The organism is Thermodesulfitimonas sp., assembly GCF_052743955.1.
This window is the reverse complement of sequence record NZ_JBRAIN010000034.1, coordinates 1-16,371: the sequence shown is the minus strand read 5'-3', so window position 1 is coordinate 16,371 and position 16,371 is coordinate 1. Positions and strand designations below refer to the sequence as shown.

The window sequence follows — 16,371 nt, the reverse complement described above, 5'->3', positions numbered from 1 at the left end:
ATTAGAGGGAAGTGCGTGGGTAGTGCTTACCGCCTCCAAGACCTCAAAGGTTCAGAAGTACTGGAGGGATAGCTTGTGAGGTTGAGGCCCGGGCTATGGTGGCCCCAGCCTCGCGGAAAAACGTCTTAAACGTCGAACGTAGCACGTAGAACGTAGAACGTCAAAAGGAGGCTTCTATGCCCAGTAAATACTCCATCCAGACTTACGGCTGTCAGATGAACGAGTGGGACAGCGAGGTGATGGCCGGGATCGTCGAGGAGCTCGGCTACGAGCGGGCGGCGCGACCGGCGGAGGCGGACCTGGTGCTGGTCAATACCTGTTGCGTGCGCGAGACGGCGGAGAACAAGGTGTGGGGGCTGCTGGGGACCCTGGGCCGCCTGAAGAAAAAGCGGCCGGGAATGGTGATAGCTGTAACCGGTTGTATGCCGCAGCAGGAAGGGGTGGCGGCAGAGATCCGGCGGCGCTTTCCCTTCGTGGACCTGGTGTTCGGGACGCACAACCGGCACGAGCTCGCGCGGCTCTTAGAGCGGGTGCGGGCGGAGGGGCCGGTGGTGGAAGTGCTGCCGGAGGCTTGCTGTGTCCCTGAGGGTTTGCCCGTCAGGCGGGAGAGCCGCCTCCGGGCCTGGGTGCCGGTGATGTTTGGCTGCAACAACTTTTGCACTTACTGCGTGGTGCCTTACGTCCGGGGACGGGAGCGGAGCCGGCGGCCGGAGGATATTCTCCGGGAGGTGGAGACGCTGGCTGCTGCCGGCTACCGGGAGGTGGTGCTGCTCGGGCAGAACGTGAACGCTTACGGGAAGGGACTGGAACCCCGGGTCACCTTCGCCGACCTCTTAACGATGGTGAACGGGGTTGACGGTATCTGGCGCATCCGCTACACCACCTCTCACCCGCGGGATTTTGACGACCGGCTGATCGAAACCGCAGCGCGGTTGGCGAAGGTCTGCGAGAATTTCCACCTGCCGGTACAAGCGGGTTCAGACCGGATCCTCAAGCTGATGCGCCGGGGCTATACGCGGGAGGATTACTTCCGCCTGGTGCAGAAAATCCGGGCGGCGGTGCCGGGGGCGAGTATCACGACCGACATCATGGTTGGCTTCCCGGGGGAGACGGAGGAAGATTTCGCGGCCACCCTTGATCTGGTGCGGCGGGTGCGCTTCGACCAGGCCTTTACCTTTGTTTATAACCCGCGCCGCGGCACGCCGGCGGCCGCTTTGCCCGACCAGGTACCGGAGGAGGTAAAGTCGCGCCGCATCCAGGAGTTGATCGCGGCGCAGCAGGCGATCAGCCGGGAGCTGAACCGGGCGGAAGAGGGCCGGGTGCACGAGGTTTTGGTGGAGGGGCCGAGCAAGCGCGACCGGACGAAGCTCGCGGGCCGGACGCGGACGAATAAGACGGTCGTTTTTAAGGGCGAAGAGGGGCTGGTTGGCCGCCTGGTCCCGGTGCGGATCACGGCGGGGCACCTCACTTTTTTGGAGGGCGAAGTGGCGGCGGCTGCGGGGATGAGTGTGACGAGGATTAGCTCCTGCCGAAGCGTCTAAAGAACCACCGGTGATAACCGATACGTATGCCCTGGTTTCGAAGGCTTTAACCCCCGAAAGGCCGGGGGTTGTTTTTTGCCTTCCGGTCATCTGGTATAATTTAAGAGAACTGGTGCTTGCAGGCGCTGGCCGCTTGCCGGTTTTTTCGCCTGGTGATCCGGCTTACAAGAGGAGGCTTTTCTCCTTGAGCCTTACCCCCATGATGCAGCAATACATGGAGATTAAAAAGGAATATCCCGACGCCATCCTCTTTTTCCATTTAGGCGATTTTTACGAGATGTTTTTCGAGGATGCGGAGCGGGCGGCGCCGGTCCTGGAGGTGGCGCTGACTTCCCGCGACGCGGGGAAGCTCGGGCGGGTGCCGATGTGCGGGGTTCCCTGCCACAGCGCGGCCGGGTACATCGCGCGGCTGGTAGGCCGGGGCTTTAAAGTGGCGATCTGCGAGCAGTTGGAGGATCCGGCGCAGGCGAAGGGGCTGGTGCGGCGAGGGGTAACGCGGGTCATCACGCCCGGCACCTTTTTCGAGGGGCAACCGGAAGACCAGGCGCAAAGTACCTACGTGGTCAGCGTGGCGCGCGTTGGCAAGGCGGCCCTGGGGCTTGCGGTAGCGGATGTGGGCACGGGTGATTTCCGGGTGACGGAGTTTGCCGGTCCGGCGGCAAAGAGTGCGCTTTACGACGAGATTTACCGGCTCCAGCCGGTGGAGGCTGTGCTTCCGGAGGGGGAGAAGGAGCTGACGGGCTTGGTGAAGGCCGCGGCACCGGCGGCGGTCACCTTTTACCCGGAAGAGTTTTTTGCGCCGCACCGGGCCAGGGAGGCGCTGCGCGCTTTCCGCGCGGCGGGGGAGTGGCTGGGAGCCGAAGGAACCGCGCGCGAGGCGGCGGTGGCGGCCGCGGGCGCCCTGGCGGCCTACCTGCGGGAGACGCAGAAACGGGAGCTCGCGCACCTGAAGACGATCTCTTTTTATACTCCCGACGGCTTTATGCTCCTTGACGCGGCCACCCGGCGGAACCTTGAGCTCACGCGTTCGCTCCAGGACGGCGGGCGCAAGGGGACGCTCTTAGAGGTCCTTGATTATACGCTGACGGGAATGGGGGGGCGGCGGCTGCGGGAATGGCTCGAGCAGCCGCTCTTGTCGCCACAGGCGATAGAGGCGCGCCTTGCGGCGGTGGCGGTTTTGGTGGCGGATGAGGGGCTCCGGGAAGCGGTGCGGGCGGGGTTGAAAAAGATCGGCGACCTGGAGCGTCTCGCGGGGAAGCTGGCCTACGGGATGGCTAACGCCCGCGACCTGTTAGCGCTGAAGGAGGCGTTGCGGGCGGCGGCCGGGCTGCGCGAACTTTTGGGGGCGGCGGCGGGCCTGCTGGGACAGATCCGGGAACGGTTCGCGGATCTCGGGGATGTGGTGGCGCTTATCGAACGGGCGATTGCACCGGAGCCGCCGGCGGTTTTGAACGAAGGGGGGCTCATCCGGGAGGGCTACGACGAGACGGTGGACCGGCTGCGCGCGGTGCGGCGGGATGCGCGCAGCTTCATCGCGGCGCTGGAGGCGAAGGAACGGGAGCGGACCGGGATCAAGTCCCTGAAGGTCGGCTACAACCGCGTTTTCGGCTACTATATCGAGGTGACCAAGGCAAATCTTTCGCTGGTGCCCCCCGATTACCAGCGGCGGCAGACCCTCGCCACTGCGGAACGCTTTATCACCCCGGAGCTGAAGGATTACGAGGAGATGGTGCTGGGCGCGGAAGAGAAGCTCAACCAGCGCGAGTACGAACTTTTCTGTGCGGTTCGGGAAGCGGCGGCGGGGGCAATCGACCGCATCTTACGGACGGCGCGGGCACTCGGCGAACTCGACGCGCTCCAGTCGCTAGCGGTGGCCGCGGTACGGGGAAACTACGTGCGCCCGCGGGTGAACGAGGGCGGCGCGATAATCATCAGGGAGGGGCGTCACCCGGTCGTAGAGCGTTTTTTGGGGCCGGGCGGCTTTGTCCCCAACGATACCCACCTCGACGATGCGGGGCGGCGGATCGCCATTATCACGGGGCCGAACATGGCCGGGAAAAGCACCTACATGCGCCAGGTGGCGCTCATTGTGCTGTTGGCGCAAGTCGGCAGTTTTGTGCCGGCAGCAGAAGCGACGATCGGGGTGGTGGACCGCATCTTCACCCGCATCGGCGCGGCGGATAACCTGGCCGGGGGCCAGAGCACTTTTATGATGGAAATGAGCGAGTGCCGGACGATCCTCACCGGGGCGACCCGGCGGAGTCTCATCATCATGGACGAGGTGGGGCGGGGAACGAGCACCTACGACGGGATGAGCATCGCCCGGGCCATTATCGAGTACATCGCCACCCGGATCGGGGCGAAGACGCTTTTTTCGACGCACTACCATGAACTTACCGATCTCGACCGCCTGAGCGGGGTTTTCAACCTGACGGTGGCGGTGCGGGAGGACGCTTCCGGCGTTGCTTTTCTCTACCGGGTGGTGCCGGGGAAGGCGGATAAAAGCTACGGGATTCAGGTCGCGGCGCTTGCGGGGTTGCCGGCGCCTGTTCTGGCCCGGGCGCGGGAGATCCTGACGGCGCTTGAAGCCCGCGCCGGGGGTAACCGGCGGGTCGTCCAACTCGAGATTTTCCCGCAGCCGGAGGGGCACCCGGTAGTGGAGCGGCTCGCGGCGCTCGACACCGATAACCTGACGCCACTTCAGGCGCTCAACATCCTGGCCGAGTTGAAGGAGGCGGTGGCCGGGGTGAAACCTTCGCGGCGCGGCAGGCGGGGAGGACGCTGAGGATGGGCCGGATAAGGGTGCTCGATCCGGAAACGGTGGGCTTGGTCGCGGCGGGCGAGGTGGTTGACCGGCCGGCGTCGGTGGTGAAAGAACTGGTGGAAAACGCCTTCGACGCGGGAGCGAGCTGCGTCGAGGTGGTGGTAGAAAAGGAACTGAAAAGCATCACCGTCCGGGATAACGGCTGCGGGATCGCCGAAGCGGACGTTCTGTTGGCCTTTGAGCGGCACGCGACGAGCAAGATTACCTGCGGTGCGGATCTCGAGCGGATTACCACCTTTGGCTTCCGGGGCGAGGCGCTGCCAAGTATCGCTGCGGTGGCCCGGGTAGAGCTAAAAACCAGGGTGGCCGATGCGGTTGGCGGGACCCTTGTGCGGATCGAGGGCGGGCAAGTGGTTGATTGCCGGCCGGTGGGGGCGCCGCCCGGGACGACGGTAACGGTAGGCGACCTTTTTTACAACACGCCGGCGCGGCGGAAGTTTTTGTGCTCGCCGCGCGTCGAATTGGGGCACGTGACGGATATGACTGGGCGTCTGGCGCTCGGCCGCCCGGATGTTGCGGTGCGGTTGGAAAGCGGCGGGCGGGAACTCTTCCGCACGCCCGGAACGGGGCTGGCGGGGGCGGTGCGGGCGATCTACGGGGAGGCGGTGGCGGCGGCGCTCGTCCCGGTGGAGGCCGAAGGGGCAGGGGTGCGGCTGACGGGTTTTGTAGGCAGGCCGGAACTCGTGCGGACCACCCGCCGCGGGCAGACGTGGTTCGTTAACGGGCGCTACGTGAAGCACGGGGGGTTAACGGCGGCGGTTTACGAGGCTTACGGCACCTTACTGCCGACCGGCAAACACCCCTTTTTCGTGCTGCACCTGACGCTCGACCCCGGGTTTGTGGATGTGAATGTCCACCCGCAAAAGCTGACGGTCCGCTTCGACCGGGAGCGGGAGGTCCTCGCTTTTGCGCGCGGTGCCGTGAAAAAGGCGCTTTTTGGCCGCGCCGTCCTGATTCCCGGAACGGCGGGAAAAGGGGCGGCGGGTGGAACGCCCTCCGGAGCCGGTTTCCGGCGGGTGCTTCCTGACTGGTTACCCGGGCGAGGGCCTGTCCCCGGCCTTTTTATCAGGGAAGAGACCGAACGCTACGGGGCGGGGGCTGTGGCTACGGCGGCAGAGGCGGCAGCCACGACGCGGCTACTGCCGGGCGAAGGGGGACCCCCCGGAGCCGGCAGCGAAGGGGATACCGCGGCCGGGACGCCGGGAATCCTTCTGCCGGGGGCGGGAGCTCTTCCGGCGGGTGTGGCAGAAGCCGTTTCCCCCGGGGCGACAAGCGACCCCGGGGCGGTGAGCGCCACTTTCCCTGCCCTTGAGTACCTCGCTTTTTTGCCGCCCACCTACCTTTTAGCTGCCGGGCCCGAAGGACTTTACCTGATAGACCAGCACGCGGCGCACGAAAGGGTACTCTTTGAGGCGTTCGGGGTGGCTCTGGCCCGCGGGGGGATCGTCAGCCAGTTGTTAGTGACCCCGGAGCTGGTGGAGGTCCGGGGCTTTGCTCCGGAAGTGGCGGAAGAACTCGAGCGCTTCGGCTTTTTAGTGGAAGCTTTTGGCGAGGACGCCGTGCTGCTCCGTGGTGTGCCGGCGGGTGTGAGCGTAGAGCGCGGGCGGTTGTTGCTGGCGGAGCTGCTCGCTCTCTTTACCGCGGGGGAGCAGGCGGGCGGGGGGCCAGGCGCGGGCCGGGAAAAGGCGGCGCTCGCTTCGCTTGCCTGCCACGCGGCGATTAACGCGGGCGAGCGGCTTGCGGTTCCGGAAGCGGCGGCCCTGATTAACCAGCTGGCCGCCTGCCGGGAGCCTTTCACCTGCCCCCACGGGCGTCCGACTGTGGTTTGCCTCGGTTACGGGGAGCTGGCGCGGCGTTTCGGCAGGAGGTAACGGTTTTTAGCGTGCGGGTTTTAGTGACGACGACCCACGGGGCGGGTGAGGATGCGGCTGCGGCAGGCCAAGCGCTGGCGGTTCGGCTGGACGTTCCCTTTGTGCCGCGCGGCGGTCACGGTCTGGCAACGCTGCTATCCCGAGAGGGGGCGGAGGCGGCGCTAGTTTTCGGACCCCAGCGTCTCAGTCTTTGTTTTTACAGGGACGGCCGCCGGGAAGAGTTCTTTTTCCATCCCGGAACCGCTTTGCTACGCATAAAGAATATCCTTGCTGGGAAACCTGACCAGATGATACAGGCGATGGCGCTCCGTCCCGGTGATACGGTTCTCGACTGCACCTTGGGGCTCGGTGCCGACGCGATTGTGGCGAGTTTTGTTGCCGGGTCCCAGGGCCGGGTGGTGGGGGTGGAGAAAGTGGCCCCGTTAGCGGCGGTGGTTGAGTACGGGCTGCGCCATTACGCGGCGGAACCGCTCCTCACGGCCGCGATGCGGCGGATCGAGGTGGTGGTGGCCGACCACTATGATTATCTCCTGCGGCTGCCGGCGGCGAGCTTCGACGTTGTCTATTTCGACCCTTTCTTCCGGGTACCGGTGAAGGGGGCGGCGCAGGTTGCGCCGCTGCGGGCCGTCGGGGAGAGAGCGCCTCTTAAAGAGGAGGCGGTGCAGGCGGCCCTCCGGGTGGCGCGCCGGCGGGTGGTGCTGAAGGAGCGGCGGGGAAGCGCGGCGTTTACCCGCCTGGGTTTTCGGGAATTCTGCGGCGGGCGGCACGCCCACATCGCCTACGGTGTGAGGGAAAAATGACGGCGAGGCTGCCATTGTTGGTGATCACGGGACCAACGGCCACAGGGAAATCAGCGGTTGCGGTCGAGGTAGCGCTCCGGGTCGGGGGCGAAGTGATTTCGGCCGATTCGATGATGGTTTACCGGGGCATGGATATCGGCACCGCCAAACCAACACCGGCGGAGCGCAAAGGGGTGCCGCACCACCTGATCGACATCGTGGACCCGGAGGAGGGTTTTAGCGTCGCCGCTTTCCAGGCGCTGGCGCGGGAGCACATCCGCGAAATCAGCGCGCGGGGCCACCTGCCCATCTTGGCTGGCGGTACGGGGCTTTATATCCGGGCGGTGGTAGAGGGGTTCCGCTTTGCCGGCGGCGTGGACCGGGAGCTGCGGCGGCGTCTGGCGGAGGAGGCGCGGCGTTTCGGCCCGGTTTACCTGCACGAGCGGCTCCAGGCGGTCGATCCGGAAGCGGCGGCGCGGATCCACCCGCACAATGTGAAGCGGGTGATCCGGGCGCTAGAGGTTTTCTACCGGACCGGCCAGCCGATTTCGGCAGCAGCCACCGCGGCGGCACCCCAGTACGACGCGCTTGTTTTCGGGCTTTACCTAGAGCGGGAAGAGCTTTACCGGCGCATCGAGGCCCGGGTCGATGCGATGCTCGCGGCGGGACTGGTTGACGAGGTCAAGCGTCTTCTTGCCCGGGGCGTGCCCCGCGAGGCGACCGCGATGCAAGCGCTCGGCTATAAGGAAATCGCGGCCTACTTGAGGGGGGAGGTGACCCTCCAGGAGGCGGTCCGCCTCCTGAAGCGTAACACGCGGCGGTTCGCAAAGCGGCAGTTCACCTGGTTTAAGCGAGAGGAGGGTATCCGGTGGCTTGACGTGGCGGCTTACCCCGGTCCTGCGGCGGTAGCGGCAGAAATCGCCGCGGCGGTGCAGGAATATTTCGGGCGGTAGCGAAGGGAAAAAAGACACCCGGAAGAACCGGGCTCCGGGAGAGAAAAAGAGAGACGGAGGTAACAAGAGGTGTCCAAAACCCAGATCAACCTGCAGGATGCTTTTCTGAACCAGGTCCGGAAGGAAAATATCCCGGTCACCGTCTTTTTGGTGAATGGTTTTCAGCTGAAGGGTGTGGTGAGGGGCTTTGACAGCTTCACGGTTATCCTGGATAGCGAAGGGCGGCAGATGATGGTTTATAAGCACGCGATTTCCACGATCAGCCCGGCCCGTCCCATCAGCACCGCACCGCAGCCGCAGGAACCGCGGGCGAACGGGTAGGCGCTAAGGTAGCGGGTGTTTGGGGCGTGGTACGGGACCTGAAGCTGCTGGCGGCGGAAACACTTGAAGAAGTAAAGTCGCTGTGGTGTCGTATCGATAACCTGGCGCTTGCGAACCAGCGCCGGGTACTGGCGGCTTTTCGGGCGGCACGCGTCAGCGACTTTCATTTGCGCGGCTCGACCGGTTACGGCTACGGGGACGCGGGGCGCGAGGCGCTCGAGGCCGTTTACGCGGCGGTTTTCGGCGGGGCGGCGGCGCTGGTCCGGCCCCAGATCGTCTCCGGCACGCACGCCTTATCACTCTGCCTTTACGGGGTTTTGCGGCCGGGCGACGAGTTAGTGGCGGTGCAAGGCAAACCTTACGACACCCTGGAAAAGGTGATTTCCGGCGCGCCCGGCGCTTTAACCGAATGGGGCGTGCGCTACACGCAGGTTGAGCCGCTGCCCGACGGTTCCGTGGACGAGGCGGCGGTGGCCCGCGCGCTGGCGCGGCGGCCCCGGGCGGTGTTGCTCCAGCGCTCTGGAGGCTACTCCTGGCGGCGTGGGCTGCGCCTGCAGCAAATCGGGGCGCTGGTTAAGCTGGTTAAAGAGATCAGCCCTACGACGGTGGTCATCGTGGACAACTGTTACGGGGAGTTCGTGGAAGAGGCGGAACCTCCTGCGGTCGGCGCGGACCTCTGCGCCGGCTCCCTCATCAAAAACCCGGGCGGCGGTATTGCCCCAACCGGCGGTTACGTGGTCGGGCGTGAAGAGCTGGTCGAGTTGGCGGCGAGCCGGCTCACCGCTCCCGGGCTGGGGCGGGCGGTGGGGCCCACGCTCGACTGCCAGCGCCTCTTCCTGCAGGGCTTTTTCCTGGCGCCCCATTTCGTGGCCGAGGCGCTTAAGGGCGCGGTTTTTGCGGCGCGTTTTTTCGCGCGGCTCGGCTTTGAGGTTCTCCCCCGCTTTGACGAGCCGCGCAGCGACATCGTGCAGGGCATTCGCCTCGGCTCCCCAGAAAAGCTCCTGGCCTTCTGCCGGGCGATCCAGGCTGCCTCGCCGGTTGACGCCCACGTCCGTCCCGAAGGCGGGCCGCTTCCCGGTTACGGGGATGCGGTGGTGATGGCCGCCGGCACCTTCGTTCAGGGCGCTTCTCTCGAGTTCACCGCGGACGCACCGGTGCGGGAGCCGTATGCGGTCTACCTGCAGGGCGGGCTCTGCAAAGAGCACGTAATCTTAGGGGTCAGTGCGGCTGCAGAGGCGGTTCTGGGCGACGGGTCTCCCCCTACTGGTAATCTGTTTAAATAGAGGCCGGAAAGCGGCGGGCGTCCGGTGGTGAAACCGGTCCGGGAAAACCTCTGGCGCGTGGTTATTCCTTTTCCCCGCTGTAGAGAGCGGTCAGCCCCTCGCGCAACCCGGCCGGCTTAAACCCGAACTCTTTTTCCACGCTGTCCGGAGCGGTTACGCTGCTGCAACCCATTTGCTTCAGCTCGACCGAGGTAACGGGCGGGTCGGGAAAGAGCTTCTCCATCACGGGAACCACCAAACGCAGGAACCAGACGGGCACGGGAATTTTAATGCGCCGGAGCTTTTTCGCGGCGAGGAAAATCTCCAGCATCTCCCGGTAGGTGAGGTGTTCCGGGCCGCCGAGGTCGATGGTCCGCCGGATGGTCCGCGGGTCTTCAAGTGCCAAACGAACGCAACGGGCGACATCCGCGGCGGCAACCGGCTGAAAGAGCGTCTTGCTGGCGGGATAGAAGACGAAAGGCGGCGGGGAGAGGCGCACCGATTGCTCCATCCGGTCGAAGAAGCCGGAGCCGGGCCCGAAAACCACCGACGGCCGGAGAATCGTCCAGGCCAGGCCGCTGTTCCGGACGATCTCCTCCGCTTCCCACTTAGAGTGGGCGTAGCGGTAAGCCGGTCCGGGCTTCACGCCGAGGGCGCTCATATGGATGAAGCGTCGCGCGCCGGCTGCGGTGGCCGCCCGGACGACGTTCGCGGTTCCCGCCACGTTTATCCGCCGGAAGGTGGTGGCGCCCTGCTCCCGGATGATGGCGACGAGGTGCACCACTCCTGCGCAGCCGGCTGCCGCGCGCTGGAGCGAGGGGTAGTCGGTGACATCGCCAGGCGCGAACGCGGGCCCATCCCCTAAGATAAAACGGGCTTTGGCAGGGTCGCGCACGAGGCAGCGCACCGCGAAGCCGTTTTGCAGGAGCTCCTGGACCACGGCCCGGCCCACAAGCCCCGTACCACCGGTTACCAGGATCACAGGTACCCCCCTCGAAAATAGAGGTTGAACCTTATACTGACAGACCTTTAGCGTCTGTTCTGCGTTCACCGTTTGTCATTTTCATTCCCGGTGGCCCCGCTTAATCGTCATGAGGGACTCCCTTGAAAATACCCCCAGTTGGCGTTAACACCGGCGGCTGTTTCACTCCTGCGCGCACGTTCACGGCGCAGCCCTTTTTCCGCGCGGCGCGGGTAGCCCAGGGGGCTATTGCTGCGGCGACCAGTAGGGTTCCGCCAGGTCTGTAAACGCTGCGAGCGCTGCGGTGGCCCCTTCGCTTACCGCGGTGACGATCTGCCGGACACCGCCGGTCACGTCTCCCGCGGCGTAAACGCGGGGGATGTTTGTCCGGCCGCTCCGGTCAACCACAATAAAGCCGTCAGCAAGCGCCACACCGATGCTGGCGGCCAGCTCCGTGTTCGGCTTTTCCCCGATGGCGACGAAGACGCCGTCGGTGCGGATTTCCCGCGTTGTTCCCTCTTTCAGGTCCTTCACTAGGACGCCGGTGACCGCTTCATCCCCGCGGATTTCTTCCACCACGCTGTTCCAGACGACCGGGATCGCTTCGCGTTTCACCGCTTCCTTCAGGTGGTGCTCCGCGCGGAACTCATCCCGCCGGTGGATAAGTGTCACTTCGCAACCTAAGCTTTTCAGGTAGAGCGCATCAGTTAAAGCGGCGTTCCCACCGCCGACCACGACGACCGCCTTATTTCTGAAGAAAAAGCCGTCGCAGACGGCACAGTAGCTCACGCCGCGCCCGGAAAAGGCTGCCTCTCCGGGGACGCCGAGCTTTCGCGGGCCGGCGCCGGTAGCGAAGAGGAGGGCCCGGGTCGTGTAACGGTCACGGTCGGTGACGACCGTGATAATTTCGCCCGTGTTAATCGCCTTAACTTCTTCGCCTTCCCTGATGGGGACGTAACTGCGGGCGTGGGCGGCCAACTTTTCCGCTAATTCCCAGCCAGCGATTTTGGGGAAGCCCGGGTAGTTTTCCACCGCCGGGATCGCGAGGACCTGCCCCCCGGCCGCCCCTTTGTCGATGATCACCGCTTTAAGTCCGCTCCGCGCGGCGTAGATACCGGCGGTAAGCCCCGCCGGTCCCGCACCAATAATGAGCAGGTCAAACGCCGTTTCCTTTTCCGTTCCGGTCACCTGAAGATCCCTCCGTAGTACTTTTTTCTACTGTAAGCGGCAGCTTTTGCCGGATGTTTTTGAGGTATTCCCGGTCGATTTCCGCCGTGAGGATGGTTTCCCCCGGGCCGGCACGGGCGACAACTTCCGCCCAGGGGCTCACCACCATCGAGTGGCCGAAGGCCACGTAAGGGGCGGCCGGATTGCGGGCCGGCGCTGCCCCCACCGTATAGATCTGGTTATCTAACGCGCGGGCCCGGAGTAAAAGCTCCCAGTGGGCCGGGCCGGTAATCATATTGAAAGCGCCGGGAACCACAATAACCTCCGCCCCGTGGCGGGCCATCTCCCGGAAAAAGGCGGGGAAGCGGATGTCAAAGCAGATCGCCACCCCGATGGTCCCGAGGGCGGTGGAAAAAACGGTTGGCCCGCTTCCGGCGCTTAAAGTGGCGGATTCCCGGAAAGAAAAGCCGCCGGGAAGGTCGACGTCGAAAAGGTGGACTTTGCGGTGGCGGGCGATGAGCCTTCCTTCGGGATCGAAGACAAAAGAGGCGTTGTAAAGCCTGTCGCCCTCGCGCTCGGGGATGCTGCCGCCGACGAGGTAGAGCTGCTCTTCGCGGGCCGCCTGGCTGAGCATTTGCAGGGCTTCACCGCCGGGGTAGCTTTCCGCGTAACGGGGAAAGAGTTCGGCGGCGTAGGGGCAGACGAACATTTCCGGCAAGACCACAAGTTCTGCTCCCCGCCGGGCGGCGCGGTGGACGAGTTCCCTGGCCCGCGCCAGGTTTTCCCGCTTATCATGACGTACGTCGAGCTGACAGACCGCCACGCGGAACCGCGACGGGGGTTTTGCGGCCATCCTTCTCACTCCCTACACTTCCGTATGAGAGGTTAATTCGCGCTTTCCTTTTTATTTCCTGCCGGCAGGTGGATTATATCTGCTTACCGGCTCTTGACAAACAAGCTGCTACCGGCTAATCTTTTGGAAAAAATGGAGAGGAAGGAGGAAGAAGCCTGTGGAAGAGATTGTGGCGCAGGTGGCTGGCTTCATGGCGCTGGCGGCAAAAACGGCGCCGAAGTCGCTCGGGCAGGATTACCTGGTCACCCGTACCCTCACCGGTGAAGCGGTGGGGCGCCTGGCCGACGCGATGGTGGCCTACGGGCGCGAAACCGGGAAGAAGGATTTCGACCGGGACGGGGAGAATATCCGCCGCGCGGCCGCCGTTTTTCTCATCGGGCTGAAGGAGGCAAAACCCTTGGGGCTTAACTGCGGCGCCTGCGGCTTCGCGCGCTGCGAAGACGCCGCGCCGCGCGAGGGCCCGGAGTTCCGGGGGCCGCAGTGCTTCTGGCGGGCGATGGACATGGGCATCGCGCTTGGTTCGGCCGTGAAAACCGCTTCGCTTTTCAACGTCGATAACCGGGTGATGCGCCGCGTCGGCGTGGTGGCGCGGCGCCTCGGGCTCATCGACGCCGATGTTGTGCTCGGCGTCCCGCTCGCGGCCACCGGGAAGAACATCTTTTTTGACCGGGCGCTGAAGAAAGAGTAAGGGCGTCCGCGGCGTGTCGGGCCGGAACGAGCGGGATGGGCCCGGGCGACGAAAAAACGGTCAGCGAAAACCATTCACCTTAAATAAAGTTTCCGCAGCAGGTGCCCCGCATCCAGCACTTAGATTTGCGGAGTGCTGGGTGGGGGAGAATAGGGAAGTCCGGTGCAAGTCCGGCGCGGTCCCGCCACTGTAACGGGGAGCCAGACCGCAAGAGAGGCCACTGGTTGAAAGCCGGGAAGGCAGCGGTCCGGGGTGATGATCCGGAGCCAGGAGACCTGCCTGCTGTGCGCTCAGCTCCGGCGCGGCACCGGGGTCCGGCCTTGGATAATGGTAAAGTCCACGGCAGCGTGGGCTTTTATTTTTGGTTCTCCCCGGCTGCAGGCGCGGCTTAAAAGGGCGTGCCGCGGTCGTTGACGCTAAATTTTGCGCTAATTTTAAATGGAGGTGGTTTACGTGCTCCTTTCCCAGACTATTGCGGCCGTCGGCGAACTCAACCGGGAAGCGATGGCGCAGGCGCAGGCGCGGGTGGACAGCCTGCTTAAACCCCCGGGGAGCCTGGGGCGCTTAGAGGAGCTGGCGGTGCAGCTCGCCGGGATTACCGGGCGCCCCGTCCCGGAGATCGGAGCGAAGAGCGTGATTGTGATGGCGGGCGACCACGGCGTTGTCGCGGAGGGGGTGAGTGGGGCACCGCAGGAGATCACCTACCAGATCCTGCCGCGCTTCCTTGACGGCACTGGCGGCATCGGCGTTCTGGGGCGCCACGTAGGCGCAAAGGTGGTGGTTGTGGATATCGGCGTGGCGCGGGAGGTCACGTGGCCGGGGGTTTTGGTGCGGAAGGTCCGGCCCGGCACGGGAAACATCGCGCGCGGGCCGGCGATGACGCGGGAAGAGGCGGTGCGCGCGGTGGAAACCGGTATCGAAATCGCGCAGGAAGAGATTGCGCAGGGCGCCGACCTCCTGGCGACGGGCGATATGGGCATCGGCAACACCACGCCCTCAAGCGCTATTCTCTGCGCGCTGGCTGGGATTCCGGTGGCGGAGGCGGTAGGCAGGGGCACGATGGTGAACGACGCGGTGCTGGCCCGGAAGCGGGCGGTGGTAGCGGAAGCCCTGCGGGTGAACCGCCCGGACCCGGCAGACCCGCTGGACGTGTTAGCAAAGGTCGGGGGGCTGGAAATCGCGGGGTTGGCGGGAGTGATCCTCGGCGCTGCGGCCCGGCGGATTCCCGTGCTGTTAGACGGTTTTATCACCGGTGCGGCCGCGCTGATCGCGGCCAGTCTCTGCCCGCGGGCGAAAGACTTTATGATCGCCTCCCACCTTTCGGAAGAGCAGGCGCACCGCCATATGCTCGCGGCGCTCGGCATCAAGCCCCTGCTGGATCTCAACCTGCGGCTTGGCGAAGGCACAGGGGCGGCGCTGGCGATGCCGCTGGTCGAGGCGGCGGCGAAGATCCTGAAAGAGATGGCGACCTTCGGCGAGGCCGGGGTGAGTGACATGGAGCGGGATAAGCTGCTGTAACGCTGCCCGCCTTGCCGAAAGCAAAGGCAGCGGCCCTCATTGCGGGGGACCGCTGCCTTTCTCTTGGGATTTTCGGCGTTCTTTAAGGGAAGAATTTTAAGACTGCGGGTTAGCTTCTGCCTTCTGCTTTTCCTGTTCAGCCTTGGCCTTTTGGGCTTTAAGCATCCGGAGGTCAATGAACCGGTCTTTGAGCTTCTTCATCACCATCGGCATCGTGGTGTACTCCATTTCGTCAAGGTGGAGCCGGTGTGGTTCGAAGGGGCCGAGGTGCCGCATATAGTCGGCGATCAGGTTGCAGAGGTTGCGCGCCTGGTCGAAGGCCGGGTCGTCGAAGAGGTCCTGCGGCCCGACGAGCCGCCCGTTGGCTAACTGGAAGCCGAGCGCCACCACCCGCGGCGGGCCGTCAAAACGCGTGGGCGTCGCCTGCCGGAGGCCTACCGGCATTAGCGGGCCGCTATGCGACCCCCGCATCCAGCCCGAAACCAGGTGCGGGTGGGCGAAGGGCTCCAAAACCTCGCCCAGCGCCGGGTAGCCGCTCTGGCACCGGACGATACAGACCGGGTCATCCTTGCCTACGTAGCGCCCCGCCATAAGGTTAAGCCGCTGCGTGCTGGAAACGGCCGCGATCTGCCCGGTATCCTTGTGGAAAATCCGTTTAATCGCGTAGCGGCCGGGCGCACCGATGAAGACCAGCATATCGTAAATATCTTCGGGGGCGTGGAACATGATTTTTTTATCTTCGATGAGGTCGCGCACTTCAAAGATAAAGCCGTTGTGCATTTTGGGGTCGATTACTAGGCCGATAGTATTGAACGGGTCGGCGAATATCTTATAGAGGGGATAGTTCCACGCGCCGGGCTCCGTCTTGTCCGCCATGAAAATAACAATCGGCTCGCTTTCGCGCTCCTCGACCTCCATTTCGGCTACGCCCGGGCCTAGGCCCTTGATATTACCCGAGAAAGCGTCAGCCAGGAGGTCTTGCCCGGCGCCGTAGAGCTTGAGCTTTTTCGCCACCTCGGTGCAGGCAACAAAGGTATCCCAGGCGAGTTGGTGGATCTCTCCGTTGTTGCGGCCAAGTTCGTGGGTGAGAATAAGGTTGATGTCGTCCCCCACGTGGGTCACGTGGAAATCTATCAGTAACGGACTGCCCGAGAGCACGCCCCGTGCTTTTTCCAGCAGCTCCGGATGAACGCTTGAGTGACCGACATAACCGCCAACGTCTGCTTTGATTACCGAAACCGTAACCTTTCTACCCATCTGCTTTCTCCTCCCCCAAGCTTAAAAGTGATAAACTAATTCTATGAATACGAGGTTTATTCCTCCTCAATTAGCGCTTTTTGCAGATTTTTTTCAGGCTATCCGGGGCCGAAGGAGGATAACCGCCTGAGCTGGAAGAAAAGAAAAAAGGGGCCTCCTTCGAAAAAATAACCCCTCTTTACTACTCCGAAATGGTGGGCGCGGGAGGTTTCGAACCTCCGACCTCGTGAATGTGAGTCACGCGCTCTCCCCCTGAGCTACGCGCCCTTGCTTTTTATTCTACTATAAGAACCCGGGAAAAGCAACTGGGAATAACGCAACGACCGAGTCAAGCCATAGTAGGCGGTTTTTTCTACCAGGTCCTGTCCCGAAGGCA

General features: G+C 64.2%; 13 protein-coding genes, 1 tRNA gene and 1 riboswitch. Of the genes, 9 read left to right on the top strand and 5 right to left on the bottom strand.

The window, feature by feature from the left end; all coding sequences use genetic code 11:
• Positions 1-176: 176 nt before the first annotated feature.
• From miaB to ACUVTA_RS04395, 7 genes are all read left to right on the top strand, one after another.
• Positions 177-1,541, top strand: coding sequence for a tRNA (N6-isopentenyl adenosine(37)-C2)-methylthiotransferase MiaB (miaB, locus tag ACUVTA_RS04425; RefSeq protein WP_445951763.1), 1,365 nt, complete (start codon positions 177-179; stop codon positions 1,539-1,541).
• Positions 1,542-1,551: 10 nt separating this feature from the next.
• Entirely contained in the window at positions 1,552-4,326 is a 2,775-nt protein-coding gene (gene mutS / locus ACUVTA_RS04420) for a DNA mismatch repair protein MutS (protein WP_445951762.1), read from the top strand.
• Between the two features lie 2 nt (positions 4,327-4,328).
• Positions 4,329-6,236 carry a DNA mismatch repair endonuclease MutL gene (gene mutL, locus ACUVTA_RS04415; protein WP_445951761.1) on the top strand — a complete coding sequence of 636 codons (1,908 nt, stop codon included), beginning with the start codon at positions 4,329-4,331 and terminating at the stop codon, positions 6,234-6,236.
• Positions 6,237-6,247: 11 nt separating this feature from the next.
• Positions 6,248-7,036: a class I SAM-dependent methyltransferase gene (locus ACUVTA_RS04410; protein ID WP_445951760.1), complete on the top strand. Its 789-nt coding sequence runs from the start codon at positions 6,248-6,250 to the stop codon at positions 7,034-7,036.
• A 20-nt stretch (positions 7,037-7,056) separates the two neighbouring features.
• On the top strand, positions 7,057-7,968 hold the full coding sequence (gene miaA / locus ACUVTA_RS04405; protein WP_445951759.1) for a tRNA (adenosine(37)-N6)-dimethylallyltransferase MiaA: 912 nt from the start codon (positions 7,057-7,059) through the stop codon (positions 7,966-7,968).
• Positions 7,969-8,037: 69 nt separating this feature from the next.
• On the top strand, positions 8,038-8,289 hold the full coding sequence (hfq, locus tag ACUVTA_RS04400) for an RNA chaperone Hfq (RefSeq protein ID WP_445951758.1): 252 nt from the start codon (positions 8,038-8,040) through the stop codon (positions 8,287-8,289).
• 26 nt (positions 8,290-8,315) lie between these two features.
• On the top strand, positions 8,316-9,572 hold the full coding sequence (locus tag ACUVTA_RS04395; protein WP_445951757.1) for a methionine gamma-lyase family protein: 1,257 nt from the start codon (positions 8,316-8,318) through the stop codon (positions 9,570-9,572).
• A 61-nt stretch (positions 9,573-9,633) separates the two neighbouring features.
• On the opposite strand, the gene ACUVTA_RS04390 is transcribed toward ACUVTA_RS04395, so the two are convergent.
• The 3 genes from ACUVTA_RS04390 to ACUVTA_RS04380 all read right to left on the bottom strand — a co-directional run bounded on the left by ACUVTA_RS04390 (position 9,634) and on the right by ACUVTA_RS04380 (position 12,532).
• Positions 9,634-10,533, bottom strand: coding sequence for an SDR family oxidoreductase (locus ACUVTA_RS04390; protein ID WP_445951756.1), 900 nt, complete (start codon positions 10,531-10,533; stop codon positions 9,634-9,636).
• 225 nt (positions 10,534-10,758) lie between these two features.
• The gene (gene trxB, locus ACUVTA_RS04385; protein WP_445951755.1) at positions 10,759-11,700 is read right to left on the bottom strand and encodes a thioredoxin-disulfide reductase; all 942 of its coding nucleotides are present in this window, start codon (positions 11,698-11,700) and stop codon (positions 10,759-10,761) included.
• A complete protein-coding gene (locus ACUVTA_RS04380) occupies positions 11,669-12,532 on the bottom strand; it encodes a carbon-nitrogen hydrolase family protein (RefSeq protein ID WP_445951754.1) in 864 nt (287 codons plus the stop codon). The genes trxB and ACUVTA_RS04380 overlap by 32 nt, the downstream gene beginning before the upstream one ends.
• 190 nt (positions 12,533-12,722) lie before the next feature.
• Between ACUVTA_RS04380 and ACUVTA_RS04375 the strand changes: the two genes are divergently transcribed.
• Positions 12,723-13,220: a ferredoxin domain-containing protein gene (locus tag ACUVTA_RS04375; protein ID WP_445951764.1), complete on the top strand. Its 498-nt coding sequence runs from the start codon at positions 12,723-12,725 to the stop codon at positions 13,218-13,220.
• 82 nt (positions 13,221-13,302) lie between these two features.
• Positions 13,303-13,517: riboswitch (cobalamin riboswitch) on the top strand.
• Positions 13,518-13,658: 141 nt separating this feature from the next.
• Positions 13,659-14,738: a nicotinate-nucleotide--dimethylbenzimidazole phosphoribosyltransferase gene (cobT, locus tag ACUVTA_RS04370; RefSeq protein ID WP_445951753.1), complete on the top strand. Its 1,080-nt coding sequence runs from the start codon at positions 13,659-13,661 to the stop codon at positions 14,736-14,738.
• A 96-nt stretch (positions 14,739-14,834) separates the two neighbouring features.
• Here cobT and fbp read toward each other — a convergent pair whose 3' ends face one another.
• Together fbp and ACUVTA_RS04360 are read right to left on the bottom strand one after the other, a co-directional pair.
• Entirely contained in the window at positions 14,835-15,995 is a 1,161-nt protein-coding gene (fbp, locus tag ACUVTA_RS04365) for a fructose-1,6-bisphosphate aldolase/phosphatase (protein ID WP_445951752.1), read from the bottom strand.
• A gap of 192 nt (positions 15,996-16,187) precedes the next feature.
• A tRNA-Val gene (locus ACUVTA_RS04360) sits at positions 16,188-16,262 on the bottom strand.
• Between the last annotated feature and the right edge of the window lie 109 nt (positions 16,263-16,371).

Coding starts and splice junctions, on each gene's coding strand:
- miaB (WP_445951763.1), top strand. CDS start 177: ATGCCCAGTAAATACTCCATCCAGACTTACGGCTGTCAGATGAACGAG.
- mutL (WP_445951761.1), top strand. CDS start 4,329: ATGGGCCGGATAAGGGTGCTCGATCCGGAAACGGTGGGCTTGGTCGCG.
- ACUVTA_RS04380 (WP_445951754.1), bottom strand. CDS start 12,532: ATGGCCGCAAAACCCCCGTCGCGGTTCCGCGTGGCGGTCTGTCAGCTC.
- ACUVTA_RS04375 (WP_445951764.1), top strand. CDS start 12,723: ATGGCGCTGGCGGCAAAAACGGCGCCGAAGTCGCTCGGGCAGGATTAC.
- cobT (WP_445951753.1), top strand. CDS start 13,659: ATGGAGGTGGTTTACGTGCTCCTTTCCCAGACTATTGCGGCCGTCGGC.
- fbp (WP_445951752.1), bottom strand. CDS start 15,995: ATGGGTAGAAAGGTTACGGTTTCGGTAATCAAAGCAGACGTTGGCGGT.